The sequence below is a fragment of the Novosphingobium sp. genome (assembly GCF_036803765.1).
Classification (GTDB): Bacteria; Pseudomonadota; Alphaproteobacteria; order Sphingomonadales; family Sphingomonadaceae; genus Novosphingobium.
On sequence record NZ_DAIRTS010000010.1, the window covers coordinates 69,533 to 85,034 of the forward strand.

Here is a 15,502-nt window from a genome sequence, read left to right on the forward strand (position 1 = left end):
TGAGTAGGCGTAACAAGAAAGCTGGACCCCGGGTCAAGCCCGGGGTGACGAGGATATGGTCAGATAGGCGCACCCCGTCACCCCGGGCTTGACCCGGGGTCCAGCTGTATCTCGAGAACTTCGGCCGCGTACCCTAGTCCGGAATCTCGCCATTGCGCCGCAAGACGTCGCCGGCCAGATAGAGCGATCCGACGATCAGCACGTCGCCGCCTGCCGAAAGGGCGGCGAGGGCGCCTGCAACGTTGTCGAAGCTGCGCACCGGCAGCGCGCTGTGGGCGGCGAAGTCCTCTGGCCGGTGGGCGTCGTGACCCGGTGCCGGCACCACCGAGATCGACAGCGCATGCCCCCCCAGCGGCGCGAGGATGGCGCCGGGATCCTTGTTCGCCAGCATGCCGATGATGACGTGGACGGGCGGTTGGGCGGCGAGATGACGCGCGATGGCAAGGCCCGCATCGGGGTTATGCCCACCATCGAGCCAGACGGTCCGCCCCGGGACGAGCGCGGTCAGCGGCCCATCGCCAAGACGCTGCAGGCGCGCCGGCCAGCGCGTGGCGGCAATGCCGCGCGCCATGGCCTCGGGCGATACAGCGACGACGCTCTGGTGCCGCAGCATTGCGACCGCCAGGGCCGCGTTCTCCGCCTGGTGCATCCCGGCCAGCGCCGGCAGTGGCAGGTCCAGCGATCCTTGCGCATCGCGATACGCGATTGCCTCCGCCACGGTCATCTCCCACGCGCTGCCACGTGCGAACACCGGCGCGCCATGACTGGCGGCAGTCTCGGCCACGGTCGCGGCGATCGGGTCGGCATAGCGCATCGTCACCAGGGGGACGCCGCGCTTGGCGATACTGGCTTTTTCGAAGGCGATGCGCGCGAGCGGCGAGGCTTGCGCCGAAGCCGGCAGGCCCGGATCGTCCGTCAGCAGAAAAGCCTCGTGATCGAGGCCCAGCGTCGCGACGCCGGTGGCGGCGGCAGTCGGGAGGATGTTCGTGGCATCGAGGCGGCCGCCCAGCCCGGTCTCGATGACGCAGGCGTCCGCCGGCACGCGCGCAAAGGCCAGAAACAGCGCGGCGGTGGTAACCTCGAAGAAGCTCGGCTCGAGATCGCTGCCGGCCGCATCGAGTGCGGTCTCCAGCAATTCGGCGAGCAGCGCGTCGTCGATCAGCGTGCCGGCCAGGCGGATGCGCTCGTTGTAGCGCACCAGGTGCGGCTTGGTCGCGGTGTGGACCTTGAGCCCTTGCGCCTCGAGCATGGCGCGAAGGTAGGCGCAGGTGGAACCCTTGCCGTTGGTGCCGGCAACATGAAACACGGGGGGAAGGTGGTTCTGCGGATCGCCCAGCCGGCGGCACAGCTCGCGCACCGTATCGAGGCCGAGACGCCCCTGCGGCAAAGACAGCGCGCCCAGCCGGTCAAGCTGGGCCTGCACGGCCGCATTCTCCGAAATCGCGAAGTCCTTCACCCGCGTCTCTCCCCCCGCGTGCGTTCCGCCGGTCTTGTGCCGGTCAGGCGGCTCTGGCGGCCGTCAGGTAATCGATCACCTCGGCTAGCGTGGCGCGCAGCTGGTGGCGATGGGTGACCATGTCGATCATGCCGTGGGCATGGAGATACTCGGCACGCTGGAAGCCTTCGGGCAGCTTCTCGCGGATCGTGTCCTGGATCACGCGCTGGCCGGCAAAGCCGATGAGCGCACCCGGCTCCGCGATCTGGACATCGCCGAGCATCGCGTAGCTGGCGGTGACGCCGCCGGTGGTCGGATCAGTCAGCACGACGATGTAGGGCAGGCCGGCGGCATGCAGACGGCTGATCGCCACGGTCGAGCGCGGCATCTGCATCAGGCTGAGGATGCCCTCCTGCATGCGCGCACCGCCGGCGGCGGTGACGATGATGTAGGGCGCCTTTTCGCGGATCGCCCGCTCGGTGCCGGCGATGAAGGCATTGCCCACCGCCATGCCCATCGAGCCACCCATGAACGCGAATTCCTGAACGCCGACGACGGCCTTCTTGCCCTCGATCCGGCCAACCGCGGTGGTCAGCGCATCGGGGTGCGGGTTCGCGGCGCGCGCGGCCTTGATGCGGTCGGTATACTTCTTGGTGTCGCGGAACTTGAGCGGGTCTTCCTTGACCTTGGGGGCCGGAAGCAGCTCGAATCCTGCGTCCATCAGCTGGTTGAGGCGCGCGTCGGCACCGATGCGGCCGTGATGGTCACAGCGCGGGCAGACCGACTGGTTGTCCTCGTACTCCTTGGTGAACAGCATCTCGCCGCACGAAGGGCATTTGGTCCACAAGTTGTCGGGCGTGTCGCGCTTGGGCGTGAAGGGGAGCGCGTTGCGAACGCGGTTGAGCCAGCTCATGCGATTTCCTTTCGGGCGGCATGCACGGCGGCGCTCAGCGCGGAGGTCAACTCACGCACGGGGCCGGCGGCATCGGCGCCATGTTGCGCCACGAGGTCGACCAGGGCCGAGCCGACGACGACCCCGTCGGCCACGGCGGCAATGCCACCAGCCTGTTCGGGGGTACGCACGCCGAAGCCCACGGCCACCGGAATCGTGGCAGTCTGCTTGATCCGCGCCACTGCCGCCTCGATCGAGGCGAGAGCGGCGGACTGTTTGCCGGTGATCCCGGCGACGGAGACATAGTAGAGGAACCCGCCCGAGCCCTCGAGCACCGCGGGCAAGCGCGCGGCATCGGTGGTCGGCGTGGCGAGCCGGATCGGCGCGATGCCACGGCTGCGCAACGCGGGGCCGAGTTCGGGGTCTTCCTCGCTCGGGATATCAACGCAGATCACGCCGTCGACGCCGGCATCGGCGCAGGCCTGCGCGAACCATTCGGCGCCGCGGGTGATCATCGGGTTGGCGTAGCCCATCAGCACCAGCGGCACTTGCGGGTGCCTTGCGCGGAAACCCTTGGCGATCGCCAGGATGTCGGCGGTCTTGGTACCAGCGGCAAGTGCGCGCAGGTTGGCGTTCTGGATCGCCGGGCCATCGGCCATCGGATCGGTGAACGGCATGCCCAGCTCGATCACATCGGCGCCGCCTTCGACCAGCGCATCGAGAATGGCAGGCGTCGCCTCGGGCGTCGGATCACCACCGGTGACGAAGCAGACGAGCGCGGTGTGGCCCTTGGCAAAGGCGGCTTCCAAGCGCGACATCATGCCCTCTCCCCTTGAGGGGAGAGGGTTGGGAGAGGGGCTGTCCGCGCCTTTGCCAATGCCTGCGAAAGCATGATCAAAACACCTTCCATATTCTTCATCACGTCATCGTTCGAAAAGCGCACTACGTGATAACCCAGCCGATGCAAAGCCACCGTGCGGATTGCGTCCGCCTCGCCCGTAGAACCGTGGCTTTCGCCGTCGATCTCAACGACGATCCGGGGATCGTTGGCGGCAAAATCGGCGATGTAGTGGCCAATGACCTTCTGGCGCCGGAATTTGACGCCCTCGAAGCGCCCGGCCCGCAAAGCAAGCCACATCCGGGTTTCGGGTTCGGACATGTGCTTGCGATTGTCGCGCGCATAGGCGGTCAATCGCGGGTCGCGCATGTCGAGCCCCTCTCCCAACCCTCTCCCCTGAAGGGGAGAGGGCTGTTGCCCGTCAGAGCTTCACCCCAAGATGCTCGGCGACCGAGAAGATGTCCTTGTCGCCGCGTCCGCACAGGTTGGCGAGGATGATCTGGTCCTTGTCCATGGTCGGCGCCAGCTTGCGCACGGCGGCGATGGCATGGGCGGGCTCCAGCGCCGGGATGATGCCCTCGGTGCGGCAGAGCAGCTGGAACGCGTCGAGCGCCTCGGTGTCAGTCACCGAGGTGTATTCTACGCGGCCGATGTCGCGCAGCCAGGCATGTTCGGGGCCGATGCCGGGATAGTCGAGGCCTGCGCTGATCGAGTGGCCCTCGGTGATCTGGCCGTCCTCATCCTGCAGCAGGTAGGTCTTGTTGCCGTGGAGCACGCCGGGGCGTCCACCCGCCAGCGAGGCGGCATGTTCCTTGTCGAGCCCGTGGCCCGCAGCCTCGACGCCGAGCATCTTGACCGAGGCGTCGTCGAGGAAGGGGTGGAACAGGCCGATCGCGTTCGATCCGCCACCGATCGCGGCGACGAGCACGTCGGGCAGGCGACCGGTGCGGGCCAGCATCTGCGCGCGCGCTTCGCGGCCGATCACGCTCTGGAAATCGCGGACCAGCTCGGGATAGGGGTGCGGGCCGGCCGCCGTGCCGATGATGTAGAAGGTGTCGTGGACATTGGCGACCCAGTCGCGCAGCGCCTCGTTCATCGCGTCTTTCAGGGTGCCCGCGCCCGCCGTCACCGGCACGACTTCGGCGCCGAGCAGCTTCATGCGGAACACGTTGGGCGCCTGGCGCGCAACGTCGGTCGCGCCCATGTAGACCACGCAGGGCAGGCCGAAGCGCGCGCAGACCGTGGCGGTCGCGACGCCATGCTGGCCGGCGCCGGTCTCGGCGATGATGCGGGTCTTGCCCATGCGCATCGCCAGCAGGATCTGGCCGATGCAGTTGTTGATCTTGTGCGCGCCGGTGTGGTTGAGCTCGTCGCGCTTGAACCAGATTTGCGCGCCGCCCAATTCCTCGGTCAGTCGTGGCGCGAAATAGAGCGGGCTCGGGCGACCGACATAGTGTTCCAGCAAGTCGTCGAACTCGGCCTGGAAAGCCGCGTCGGCCTTGGCCTTGCGGTATTCGGTCTCGAGATCGAGGATCAGCGGCATCAGCGTTTCGGCGACATAGCGGCCGCCGAACTGGCCGAAGTGGCCACGGTCGTCGGGCTGGTTGCGGAAGCTGTTCGGGGTCTGGACAGTCATGGCATGCCGCTTGGCAGAGCCCGCCGCGCTTGTCCAGATTCGTGCCCCTTGGGCCACACCGCATGGCTGCAATGCGCGCGACCTGCGCGGCAGGACCGAAATCGATCGGCCATTCATCGTGGCGCAAGGAAGGCGATCCTACCCGGGCACCGCTACGTCGTGAAGGCGGTCTCGGTCTGGGGCCGCCTTTTCTCGTCTGTTGCAAGCCAGTATTGTTTCGTAAGTCGACCGAAATATTTGCTGACAAGCTTTCTGGATATTCAGAAACTGTGGCATTTTTGTCATGCGTTCTATTGTCTTGGCGTGTGAAGCTCGATTGAGACTTGTCCGTGACTGCCCTTGACCCCTAACCGCTGGGCCGACGGCCGCCCCGATACGGTGGCCTCAATTCAAGGAGGTTTATCATGCGTCTCATTCTTCTCGCCCTTGCCGGCAGCCTGGTGGCAGCAGCCCCGGCCATGGCCAATGAGACCCGTGTCGAAGCGCACACCGGCGTGATCTGGAACCACGGCACGACCGACGCCACGGCTGGCGTCGCCGCGGGCTACGACTTCAACCTGGGCCCGGCTTTCGCCGGCGCCGAAGTTTCGGCCGACAAGATCCTCAACGGCAGCACCAACAAGGTTTCGGTCGGCGTGGTCGGTCGCCTCGGCGCGGGCTTCCTCGGCACCAAGGCCTATGCACTCGGCGGCTATGCCACCGAACCCTGCAGCGGCTGCGCGGGCGCCTGGCAGGTCGGCGGCGGCATCCAGAAGTCGTTCCTGATGAAGTTCTACGGCAAGCTGGAATACCGTCACTACATGTCGGACGACAACTTCCCCAACGCCGATGCGGTCACCGTGGGCGCGGGCGTGAAGTTCTGATCGCCCGGCCCTTGCAGACCCGATGATCGCGACGGGCGGTGCCACTGCGGCGCCGCCCGTTTTTCATGATCACCCGGCGCGGGCCGCGCGGCAGAAGGCGGCGATCCGGCCCTCGTCCTTGACTCCGGGCGCGCTTTCCACGCCCGACGAGACATCGACCAACCCGGCGCCGGTGCGGGTGACGGCATCGGCGACGTTTTCGGGGGACAGCCCTCCGGCCAGCCCCCAGGCGGTCGCGCCGCGATAGGCCGCAAGCAAGGACCAGTCGAACACCAGGCCGAGGCCGCCGGGCATCGCCGCGCCCTTGGGCGCCTTGGCGTCGAACAACAGCAGGTCCACCGCCCCGGCATAGCGTTCCGAGGCGGCAATGTCGGCGGCAGAGGCGACCGAGAGCGCCTTCCACACCGGAACGCCGAATTGGGCGCGCAGGCGGGCAGCGCGCTCGGGCGTTTCCTTGCCATGAAGCTGGAGGACGTCGAGCCGCGCCGCCTGCATGGCTGCGGCAATCGTGGCGTCGTCCGCGTCGACAAACAGGCCGACGAGCCGGGTGCGGCCATCGTTGCGCGCCGCCAGCGTGGCGGCCTGCGTCATCGTGACGTTGCGCGGAGAGGCCGGGAAAAACACCAGCCCCGTATAGTCGACGCGCGCGGCGATAACGGCGTCGAGGGTCGGGGCGGTGCTGATCCCGCAGATCTTGATGGCAGGGGCTGGCATAGCCCCTGCCATGTGGCGTTTTGCTTAAAGCGGTGCAAGCTCGAAGGTGATGGTGACCTGTGCGGTGAGGTCGAGTTCGCCGGCTGCGACCGGGCTCGGTGCGGGCGAGGACATCATCATCTTGTCCGCGCGCGCATAGAGCATCGGCGGCTGGGCCGAATAACCGCCGGCTTCCGAGATGGTCAGCACGCGCACGACCTTGAGGCCGGCCGCGCGGGCATAGAGTTCGGCACGGGCGCGGGCCTTGGTCACGGCGTTGACCCGCGCTTCGTCCATCGCGGCGTCGGCCTTGTCGAGCTGGAAGCTCGGGCCATCGACCTGGTTCGCGCCGGCCTTGACCAGCGTGTCGATCGTCTGGCCGTAGCGGGCGAGGTCGCGCTGCTTGACCTGGACCTGGTTGGTCGCGCGATAGCCGACGATCACCGGGTCGCCCTCGGTGGTGCCGTCGGGCAGGCGGCGCGGCTGGCCATAGACCGGGCTGACCGAGAGGTTGCTGGTCTGGATGTCGCGCGCGGCGACGCCGGTGGACTTCAGCGCGGCGAGCGTGGCGTTCATCTGACGGGCATTGGAGGTCAGCGCCTCGCTGGCGGTCTTGCCTTCGGTGGTGACGCCGGCGGTGAACACAGCCAGGTCGGGAACGCGCGTGCTGCGCCCCTCGGCGGAAACGGTCAGCACGGAATCCCCGGCGGCGACAACCGGTGCGGTCTGCAGCGACTGCGCGCTGGCGGCGCCGGGAAGGGCAAGGGCGGCCAGCGGCAGGGCGGCGGCGCTGGCGGCAAGAAGAATACGCTTCATCGGTGATGGTCTCCCTTGGTGATGGCACGCGGTGTGGACGAGCCGACGTTTCCGCGCGCTGAACCGATGCGCCGACAACCGTTCAGGCAATCCGTCGTTCCAAGACGACCATGTCGAACGCGACAGGGAGGGCATAGGGAAAGGGGCGTCGCTCCCCGGTCTGGACATAGCCGCGACGCTCGTACCAGGCGATGAGGTCGACGCGCGGTGCGATGACCGTCATCTCGATCGACCGCGCCGCGAACGCCGCGATGGCGACGCGCTCCGCCTCGTGCAGCAGCGCGCGGCCGATGCCGCCGGCCTGCTGCACCGGGTCGACGCAGAACATGCCGAGATAGGCCACCCCGCCATCACGCCTGGTCAGGCTGAGCGTTCCAACCAGCGCTGGTTCCCCACCATCCGCCATGTGCTCCGCCAGCACGACGCGCATGTCGGGTGAGGTCAGCGCGTCGCTCAGCTCCGCGTCCGAAGTGCGCTCGTCATGCAGCAGGTCTGCTTCGTGCGTCCAGCCCCGGCGGGCCGTATCGCCGCGATAGGCGCGCTCGACCAGCTGGCGCAGCGCCGGCAGATCGTCCGGCGTCCCGAAACGGAACCGCAGCATAGCCTCAGAGCGTGGCTTCGATCGCGCGCGCGGCGGCGACCGGGTCCTCGGCGCGGCTGATCGGGCGGCCGATGACCAGCACCGAGGCGCCGGCATGGCGCGCCGCACGCGGCGTCACGGTGCGCTTCTGGTCGCCGAGCGCGGCGCCGCTGCCATCCGCGGGGCGCAGGCCGGGCACGACGAGGTAGCCGTTCTTCCAGCGGCGGTGGATGTCGCCCACTTCATGGCCTGAGCAGACGATGCCATCCAGGCCCGCTTCCTGCGCAAGGTCGGCCAGACGCAGGACCTGGTCGTGCGACGATCCCGACACGCCCGTGCGCGCCAGATCGCGATCATCGAGGCTGGTCAGGACGGTGACGGCCACGACCTTGCAGTTCTCGCCGGCGGCGGCCTTGGCATCTTCCATCATCGCGCGCCCGCCGGCCGCGTGGATCGTCACGATCGCCGGCTGGAGGACGTGGATCGACTGCATCGCGGCGGCGACGGTGTTCGGAATGTCATGCAGCTTGAGGTCGAGGAAGATCGGCAGCCCGATCTTGGCCATCTCGTGGACGCCGTGGTGGCCATGGGCGCAGAAGAATTCGAGGCCGAGCTTGAGCCCGCCGACATGCCCCTTGACCTTTTGGCCCAGCGCGATGGCGGCGTCGAGGCGGGGGGTATCGACGGCGAGGAAGATCGGGTTGCTCACGGTGTCACAGATCCGTCTGGGCCGCATCGAATGCGGCATCGTGGGTGGGATGGGCGCCCGGCGTCGGGGCGATGCTGGATTCGAGCGCGGCGATGCGCCGCTTCAGTCGCCAGCGACGCACGCGACCTGCGAGCCAGGGCGGAAGGAATCCGGCCAGGAAGAAGACCAGCGCGACGAACCCGACCGGCCACTCGAAGTGCAGGTATCCCGGGCCCAGCGGCCAGAAGTTCACGCGGGCCGGATCGGCGTTCATGGCGATGAACCCGGCGAAGGCGGCAAGCAGCAGCAGCCAGAGAACCATGCGAAGTTGCTTCATCGGTGGCGGCGCGTCCCTGTATCCTAGCGGCGTTTTCTGGCGGCGTTTGTGGACGGCATCGCTGCCGGTCGAACGGTCCTTATCGCCCATGCCCGCCCGGCGGCAAGCCGCAGGCAGATCATGGTCGGGGCGAAACCATAGGGAGATTGCCACAGGAGCGCCAGCCTGAACCACGAACCATCATGGTCGGTCGGCTTGCGCACCCCGCAGGTGCCGTGCATCGTCGCGGCGGGGCCCTTCAAGCCGCCCCCGACCCTGGAGATTGCCATGCGCGTGCCCCTGCTTTCCCTCAGCCTTGCCGTCGCCCTCGCAGGTCCGCTCGGCGCGTGCAGCAAGCCGCCCCGGCAGAGCGACGAGGCCGCGATCGCGCAAGTCGAGGCCGCGCAGAAGGAGCGGGCACCGGTGCGCCCGATCACTCCGCAGCCGATCCTCTATCCCGACATCACGAAGGCCAAGCTGCTCGACGCGGGATGTGCCTTCGTCGCGGATGGCGGCGGCATGGGCGCGGTGTTCATGGGGCAGGGGGATCGCGGCGCGATCAAGCTGGCAGACGCCATCGTGATCCTTGCGGCCGACAAGGGCAGTGCGCGCCTGCCCCAGACGGCGTGGTCGCGCTATTCGGGGCGTGACTATGCACTGACGCTGACCCGGATCGACGGCAGCGACGCGAAGACCCAAGGCACGGTGGAAAGCTTTGCAGGGCAACTGGTGATCACCGATCCCGACGATCGCCCGGTCTATTCCGCCCACGGTACGGTGCAATGCCGGCCTGGCTGACCAAATCAGCGGCAATGTTGCGAAACAATTGCGCATTGCCGCAGATAATAACCGTTCTGGCGATCATTGGTGGGCTTCGCCGTAGACTCGCGACGCCTTGTCGCGCCACTGGGTCGGTGGGGGCGCCAATGATTAAGGGACTTTCCTATGACCAAGGGTCGCCATATCGTACTTCTTTCCGCAATCCTGCCCATGGCGCTGGCAGGTTGCGCGACAACCGGATCGGTGAAGCGTGCCCAGGCTGCGGCAGATAACGCGCAAGTGCGGGCGGACGAGGGGCTGACTGCCGCACAGCGGGCGCAAGGATCGGCCGATCAGGCGAACGGTGCCGCATCGCAGGCGCAAGGGACCGCCAACAACGCGCTGGCTGCGGCGCAGAACGCGGGTTCCGCCGCCCAGGCCGCGACGATGGCCGCGCAGGCATCGGGTGGGCGCCAGACCGAACTGGAATCGCGCCTTGCCAAGCTGGAGCGCTGGAAGTGGGCCCAGACCCACAAGAAGAAGGGCAAGAAGCGCCACCACGCCAAGCGTCATGCGGCCAAGCAGCCGTCGAACGTGATGCCGGCGACCGCGCGCCAGATGTAATCGCGAAGGAAAGGGCAGGAGTGAATATCCTGCCCTTTTTCATGCCGGACAATGGGGCGCCGGCTTCAGTCCGTACCGGATGCGTCGCGGGTGCGGACCATGGCATTGCTCTCCATCGACAGCACCATGACGTCGTCCTGGTTGAAGACGCGGGTCACGGCGCGGAACAGGCCCATTTCCGGGCGCGAGCGGCTGCGGCGCTTCTCGAGGATTTCGGTCTCGACCCGCAGTGTGTCGCCGGGATAGACCGGGTGAGTCCAGCGCAACTGGTCGATGCCGGGGGAGCCGAGGCCTTGATGCCCGGCGCGGTCCTGTTCCTCGACGATCATTCCCATCGTCATGGCGCAGGTGTGCCAGCCGCTGGCCGAGAGCCGGCCGAAATGCGTCTTAGCCGCCGCCTCTTCGGAAAGATGGAACGGCTGCGGGTCGTACTTCGCCGCGAACGCGATCACTTCGTTGCGGGTGACTTCGCGGTGGCCGAACCGGCTGACCGCACCGATCTCGAGATCTTCATAATAGCGCATGGCGCGGAGCCTGCCTTGGCTCGCGCCATGCGTCAACCGATCGGTTAAATTTCAGACGTTGAACTTGAAGTGCATCACGTCGCCGTCCTTGACGACGTATTCCTTGCCTTCCTGGCGCAACTTGCCCGCGTCGCGCGCAGCGGACTCACCGCCCAGGCTGACGAAATCGTCATAGGCGATGGTTTCGGCGCGGATGAATCCGCGCTGCATGTCCGAGTGGATCTCGCCGGCGGCATCGGGGGCCTTGGCGCCCTGATGCACGGTCCAGGCGCGCGCTTCCTTAGGGCCGACGGTGAAGAACGTCAGCAGATGCAGCAACTCGTAACCGGCGCGGATCACGCGGTTGAGCCCGGTCTCGGTCAGGCCGAGCTCCGCCAGGAACGCGAGGCGTTCCTCGTTGTCCATGCCGATGAGGTCGGCCTCGATTGCGGCAGAGACCACCACGGCCTCGGCGCCTTCGGCCTTGGCCTTTTCGAATACCTTGGCCGAAAACGCATTGCCTTGCGCCGCGCTCTCTTCCTCGACGTTGCAGACGTAGAGGACCGGCTTTGCGGTGAGCAGCTGGGCCTGGCGGAACAGGCGCTCTTCCTCGTCGTCCTTGGGCTGCGTCAGGCGGGCAGGCTTGCCCTGGCGCAGCAGTTCGAGCGCCTGGCCGAGCACCGAGGCCATGGCCTTGGCTTCCTTGTCGCCGCTGGTCGCCTTCTTGGCGGCGGCCGGCACGCGCTTTTCCAGGCTTTCGAGGTCGGACAGCATCAACTCGGTCTCGACCGTGTCGGCGTCCGACAGCGGATCGACCTTGTTGTCGACGTGCTGGATGTCGTCGTTCTCGAAGCAGCGCAGGACGTGGATGATCGCGTCGACTTCGCGGATGTTGCCGAGGAACTGGTTGCCCAGGCCTTCACCCTTCGATGCACCGCGCACCAGGCCGGCGATGTCGACGAAGCCCAGCTGCGTCGGGATGATCTTCTGGCTGCCGGCGATCTTAGCTAGGGTGTCGAGCCGGGCATCGGGCACGCCGACGTTGCCGACGTTGGGCTCGATCGTGCAGAACGGATAGTTGGCGGCCTGCGCCGCCTGCGTCTCGGTCAGCGCGTTGAACAGCGTCGACTTGCCGACATTGGGAAGCCCGACGATCCCGCAACGAAAACCCATTTTCCAGTCCTTGGCTTTGACGAGGGGGCCGCGAATTCGCAGCGCCCCGATCCGATGTGCTTTGCGGCCCGCGATGATGGCTGGCGCCCGCAAGGTCAAGGGGCAGGGTGCGCCCCGGCCGGGATTTGCCGCGGCGGTTCTCGATCTTCACCGAAGTTTCAGGGCTTGCTGGCACTCCGGCCAGGATGATCCGCCGTCCTCCTGCCCTCGTTCTGGCCCTGACACTCGCGCTCGCACCGATGCTTTCGGCCTGCTCCGAAAGCCCGGCCACTCATGCCACGGCCGCGCGGCGCGCCTATGATGCCATGGATTACCCGACGGCGCGGATCGAGGCCCTCGCGGCGCTCGATACCGGCAAGCTGGACGATGCGGCCATGCGTGATCTTCTGGCGTTGCTGGCGCGCACGCAGCTGCGCCTCGGCGATGGCGATGGCGCCCAGACGACCGTGGCGCGGCTTGAGGCGAGCGGTCAGCACGGCGCCGCCGTCAATCGCATGAAGGCGGAAGCGGCGCTGCTGCGCAACCTGCCGCAGCAGACGCTGGCGATGCTGGGCAACGATCCCGATGCTGACGCGTGGCGCCTGCGCGCCGCCGCGTACCAGGCGCTTGGGCAGGGGCCCTCGGCCGTCGATGCCTTCCGCCGCGGCATGGCGGCCGGAGACAACGTCCAGCTCGCGCGCGACTATGCCACGTTCCTGATGACGGCGGAGGATATCCCTGCTGCCGAGCGTGTTCTGGCGCGCCTGCGACGCATCGATCCAGGCGGGCTCGATGCCGCGATGGTCGAAGGCATGCTGTACCAGAAGCAGGGCCGCCTCGATGCCGCGGCGACGACGTACGATCGCGCCATCGCCGCGCATCCCAAGCGGATCGAACCCCTGCTCGAACGGGCCAATGTCGCCGACATGCAGGACCAGCTCGATCGCGCGATTGCGTTCGCCGGCCGCGCAGCGCAACTGGCGCCGTCGGATCCGCGCGTCCTTGCCCTGCAGGTGCAGTTCGCCAGCGAGAAGGGTGATTGGGATGCGGTGCGCCGGTTGCTGGCCCCGCGCGAGGCGGACCTCGATCCGCGCACGCCCGAAGGACTGGCTTATGCAGAGGCGCTGCTGCGACTGGGGCATCCCGAGCAAGCGCGGGTGATCTTCGCACGCGCGCTGCTGCTTTCGCCGCAAAATCCCTATGCGCGGATGATGCTGGCCGAGGCGCAACTGGCGGGCGACGATGCGGCCAACGCGTTGAAGACGGTGCAGCCTCTTGCCGATTCGCTGCTGGCCGGTGCGCGCGAACTGGAGCTGGCACAGCGCGCGGCGCGCGCGGCGGGTGATCCGCGCGCCGACGCGCTCGCGCAGCGCATGCGCTCCGCCCGATTCGACGACAACCAGCGCCTCGCCCGTACCGGCGAAGCAGCAATGGTGCGGCGCGATTGGCCCGGCGCGATCGAGGCCTATCGCGCGCTGCTGGCACAGGGCGACGACGGCGAGGTCCTCAAGCGGTTGGCCGTGGCCTGCAGCAATGCCGGGCGCCATCGCGAGGCGATTGCCTATGCCGACCGCGCGCTCGCTACCGCGCCGCGCGATCCGGACATGGTCCATGCGGCGGGGCTGGTCCGTCTCAACGCCGGGGAGGACCTCGCCACCGCGCGCCAGCTGCTGCGCCGCGCCAGCGACAGCGAGCCCGGCAACGCCCTGTTCCGCGCCGATCTGGCGCGCGCCGGGGCAGGCTGAAGACGCGAGAAGGCCGCCGGTTGCTCGAACCGGCGGCCTTGTATCTGCCAAATGTCAGCCGATCAGCGGCGACGGCGCCGGCGCGCGATGGCGAGGCCCGCCAGGCCGGCAGCCATGAGGCCCAGCATGCCGGGCTCGGGCACTGCGGTGCTGCCGCCGGTCGAACCACCTGTGCTGGTGGAGCCGCCCGTGCTCGTCGATCCACCGGTGCTCGTCGAGCCGCCCGAAGTCGTCGATCCGCCGGACGTGGTCGTCCCGCCAGAAGTGGTGCTGCCACCCGACGTCGAGCTGCTGCCCCCGCACTTGGCAGCGCCGGCCGAGTGGCCGCAGCCGCAGTAGTGCGAATGGAAGAACGTGGCGTGCGCGGGCGCTGCTGCCATGGTGGCGGTGAGCATGGCGGCGGCGAGGGCTGTGAAACGCTTCATCGATGGGTCCCCTGTTCAACGGACGATGGTGTGGCCCAAGGTCTTGGTCGTCAAAGGCCCTGGTTGACGAAGCCCAGAGCAAAACCGGTGCCACTCGCGCATTCTCTAGCATCTGGGTGGTTAATGCATGTTTTCGCAGGGGCGCTTGTAAAGATGCTCGACGCGGATAGTAACATTTTGACTTGGTTGGTTAATCCTGCTGACGCATGGCGACATCGTTCATGAAGCGGGTGTCGTCGCCAGCTGCCAGCCGGTCGGCTTCCCCAGCCACCGCGCCCAGCATGGTCACGAGGTCGTTCTGCTCGGCCTTGGCGAAGGGGCCAAGCACGTAGCCGGTGACCCGATCCTTGTGCCCGGGATGGCCGATGCCAAGGCGCACGCGGCGAAACTCGGATCCGCTATGCTGGTCGATCGAGCGCAGCCCATTGTGGCCGGCATGCCCGCCGCCCTGCTTCACCTTCACCTTGAACGGCGCGAGATCGAGTTCGTCGTGGAACACGGTCAGCGCCTCGGTGCCGAGCTTGTAGAAGCGCAATGCCTCGCCCACCGCGCGGCCGCTTTCGTTCATGAAGGTCGCGGGCTTGAGCAGGATGACCTTCTGCGTGCCGATCCGCCCTTCCTGGACCCATCCCTGGAACTTCTTCTGTACCGCGCCGAAGCGATGGACCTCGGCGATCGTGTCTAGCGCCATGAAGCCCACGTTGTGGCGGTGCAGGGCATATTGCGGACCGGGATTGCCCAGGCCGACCCAGATTTGCATGGCATGTCGCTCCGGTGAAGGGGAGGGGTGCGCCGCCTATGGCGCGGCCGTGGCCAAAAAAGAACCCCTCCCGGGCGGGGAGGGGTTCCTTGGTTCGTCACTGCACCGGCACTGGCGCCGGTGAGCGGCCGATCACGCCTCGGGGGCGGCCGGGGCTTCTTCTTCCTCGGTCAGCACCGTCGGGGTGGCGATCGTGGCAATGGTGAAGTCGCGGTCGGTGATCGCCGAACGCGTGCCGGCGGGCAGGGTCACGGCGCTGATGTGCACCGAGTCGCCCACTTCGAGACCGGCGAGATCGACGACGATCTCATCGGGGATCTTGCTGGCTTCGCAGACCAGTTCCAGCTCGTGGCGAACCACGTTGAGCACGCCACCCTGCTTGATGCCGGGGGCCGAGTCTTCGTTCTGGAACACCACCGGCACGTTCACGTGCACTTCGGCATTGGCCGAAACGCGCAGGAAGTCGGCGTGCTGGGGACGATCGCTGACGGGGTGGAAGGCCACGTCCTTGGCGAGGGTGCGGACGGTCTTGCCGTCGACGGTCAGTTCCACGATCGCGTTGAAGAAGTGGCCGGTGCCGAGCGCCTTCGACAGCGCCTTTTCTTCGATGTGGATCGCAACCGGGTCCTGGTTGCCGCCATAGATCACGGCAGGGGTACGGCCTTCGCGACGCAGAACACGGGAGGCTCCCTTGCCAGCCCGTTCGCGCAGCTCAGCCGACAGGGTCAGCGTCTCGCTCATGTTGAATACCTTCCAAAAGAATATCGTTCGTAGCTT

The 15,502-nt window shown here is 67.4% G+C and carries 19 protein-coding genes; 4 read left to right on the top strand and 15 right to left on the bottom strand.

Annotation, left to right across the window (positions count from 1 at the left end; all coding sequences use genetic code 11):
• Positions 1-133 precede the first annotated feature (133 nt).
• Genes V7Q48_RS08805 through trpB form a run of 5 tightly spaced genes read right to left on the bottom strand, consistent with a single transcriptional unit; the run spans position 134 to position 4,801 of the window.
• Entirely contained in the window at positions 134-1,456 is a 1,323-nt protein-coding gene (locus V7Q48_RS08805) for a bifunctional folylpolyglutamate synthase/dihydrofolate synthase (protein ID WP_333837591.1), read from the bottom strand.
• 43 nt (positions 1,457-1,499) lie between these two features.
• The gene (accD, locus tag V7Q48_RS08810) at positions 1,500-2,348 is read right to left on the bottom strand and encodes an acetyl-CoA carboxylase, carboxyltransferase subunit beta (protein ID WP_333837593.1); all 849 of its coding nucleotides are present in this window, start codon (positions 2,346-2,348) and stop codon (positions 1,500-1,502) included.
• Positions 2,345-3,145, bottom strand: coding sequence for a tryptophan synthase subunit alpha (gene trpA / locus V7Q48_RS08815; protein WP_333837667.1), 801 nt, complete (start codon positions 3,143-3,145; stop codon positions 2,345-2,347). The genes accD and trpA overlap by 4 nt, the downstream gene beginning before the upstream one ends.
• Entirely contained in the window at positions 3,145-3,534 is a 390-nt protein-coding gene (locus V7Q48_RS08820; protein WP_333837596.1) for an endonuclease domain-containing protein, read from the bottom strand. The genes trpA and V7Q48_RS08820 overlap by 1 nt, the downstream gene beginning before the upstream one ends.
• A gap of 52 nt (positions 3,535-3,586) precedes the next feature.
• The gene (gene trpB, locus V7Q48_RS08825) at positions 3,587-4,801 is read right to left on the bottom strand and encodes a tryptophan synthase subunit beta (protein WP_333837599.1); all 1,215 of its coding nucleotides are present in this window, start codon (positions 4,799-4,801) and stop codon (positions 3,587-3,589) included.
• A gap of 404 nt (positions 4,802-5,205) precedes the next feature.
• Here trpB and V7Q48_RS08830 point away from each other — a divergent pair, with 404 nt between their 5' ends.
• Complete coding sequence (locus tag V7Q48_RS08830; RefSeq protein ID WP_333837600.1) at positions 5,206-5,664, top strand: outer membrane protein; 459 nt, start codon at positions 5,206-5,208, stop codon at positions 5,662-5,664.
• Positions 5,665-5,733: 69 nt separating this feature from the next.
• Here V7Q48_RS08830 and V7Q48_RS08835 read toward each other — a convergent pair whose 3' ends face one another.
• The 5 genes from V7Q48_RS08835 to V7Q48_RS08855 all read right to left on the bottom strand — a co-directional run bounded on the left by V7Q48_RS08835 (position 5,734) and on the right by V7Q48_RS08855 (position 8,952).
• Positions 5,734-6,378 (bottom strand): phosphoribosylanthranilate isomerase, encoded by a 645-nt coding sequence (locus V7Q48_RS08835; protein ID WP_333837601.1) that lies wholly within the window; start codon positions 6,376-6,378, stop codon positions 5,734-5,736.
• 24 nt (positions 6,379-6,402) lie between these two features.
• A complete protein-coding gene (locus tag V7Q48_RS08840) occupies positions 6,403-7,173 on the bottom strand; it encodes an SIMPL domain-containing protein (protein WP_333837602.1) in 771 nt (256 codons plus the stop codon).
• 82 nt (positions 7,174-7,255) lie between these two features.
• On the bottom strand, positions 7,256-7,774 hold the full coding sequence (locus V7Q48_RS08845) for a GNAT family N-acetyltransferase (protein WP_333837603.1): 519 nt from the start codon (positions 7,772-7,774) through the stop codon (positions 7,256-7,258).
• Between the two features lie 4 nt (positions 7,775-7,778).
• The gene (pyrF, locus tag V7Q48_RS08850) at positions 7,779-8,462 is read right to left on the bottom strand and encodes an orotidine-5'-phosphate decarboxylase (RefSeq protein WP_333837605.1); all 684 of its coding nucleotides are present in this window, start codon (positions 8,460-8,462) and stop codon (positions 7,779-7,781) included.
• Positions 8,463-8,466: 4 nt separating this feature from the next.
• Positions 8,467-8,952: a LapA family protein gene (locus V7Q48_RS08855; protein WP_333837606.1), complete on the bottom strand. Its 486-nt coding sequence runs from the start codon at positions 8,950-8,952 to the stop codon at positions 8,467-8,469.
• Between the two features lie 99 nt (positions 8,953-9,051).
• Here V7Q48_RS08855 and V7Q48_RS08860 point away from each other — a divergent pair, with 99 nt between their 5' ends.
• A complete protein-coding gene (locus V7Q48_RS08860; protein ID WP_333837608.1) occupies positions 9,052-9,555 on the top strand; it encodes a hypothetical protein in 504 nt (167 codons plus the stop codon).
• Between the two features lie 147 nt (positions 9,556-9,702).
• The gene (locus V7Q48_RS08865; RefSeq protein WP_333837610.1) at positions 9,703-10,140 is read left to right on the top strand and encodes a hypothetical protein; all 438 of its coding nucleotides are present in this window, start codon (positions 9,703-9,705) and stop codon (positions 10,138-10,140) included.
• Positions 10,141-10,205: 65 nt separating this feature from the next.
• On the opposite strand, the gene V7Q48_RS08870 is transcribed toward V7Q48_RS08865, so the two are convergent.
• Together V7Q48_RS08870 and ychF are read right to left on the bottom strand one after the other, a co-directional pair.
• Positions 10,206-10,664, bottom strand: a complete 459-nt coding sequence (locus V7Q48_RS08870; RefSeq protein ID WP_333837612.1) for a MaoC family dehydratase — start codon at positions 10,662-10,664, stop codon at positions 10,206-10,208.
• Positions 10,665-10,715: 51 nt separating this feature from the next.
• Positions 10,716-11,816, bottom strand: a complete 1,101-nt coding sequence (gene ychF / locus V7Q48_RS08875) for a redox-regulated ATPase YchF (protein WP_333837613.1) — start codon at positions 11,814-11,816, stop codon at positions 10,716-10,718.
• 185 nt (positions 11,817-12,001) lie between these two features.
• Here ychF and V7Q48_RS08880 point away from each other — a divergent pair, with 185 nt between their 5' ends.
• Positions 12,002-13,540 (top strand): tetratricopeptide repeat protein, encoded by a 1,539-nt coding sequence (locus V7Q48_RS08880; RefSeq protein WP_333837614.1) that lies wholly within the window; start codon positions 12,002-12,004, stop codon positions 13,538-13,540.
• Positions 13,541-13,602: 62 nt separating this feature from the next.
• On the opposite strand, the gene V7Q48_RS08885 is transcribed toward V7Q48_RS08880, so the two are convergent.
• The 3 genes from V7Q48_RS08885 to V7Q48_RS08895 all read right to left on the bottom strand — a co-directional run bounded on the left by V7Q48_RS08885 (position 13,603) and on the right by V7Q48_RS08895 (position 15,466).
• The gene (locus V7Q48_RS08885; protein WP_333837615.1) at positions 13,603-13,965 is read right to left on the bottom strand and encodes a PEP-CTERM sorting domain-containing protein; all 363 of its coding nucleotides are present in this window, start codon (positions 13,963-13,965) and stop codon (positions 13,603-13,605) included.
• A 190-nt stretch (positions 13,966-14,155) separates the two neighbouring features.
• Complete coding sequence (gene pth / locus V7Q48_RS08890; protein WP_333837618.1) at positions 14,156-14,725, bottom strand: aminoacyl-tRNA hydrolase; 570 nt, start codon at positions 14,723-14,725, stop codon at positions 14,156-14,158.
• Positions 14,726-14,857: 132 nt separating this feature from the next.
• Entirely contained in the window at positions 14,858-15,466 is a 609-nt protein-coding gene (locus V7Q48_RS08895) for a 50S ribosomal protein L25/general stress protein Ctc (RefSeq protein ID WP_333837620.1), read from the bottom strand.
• Positions 15,467-15,502 lie beyond the last annotated feature (36 nt).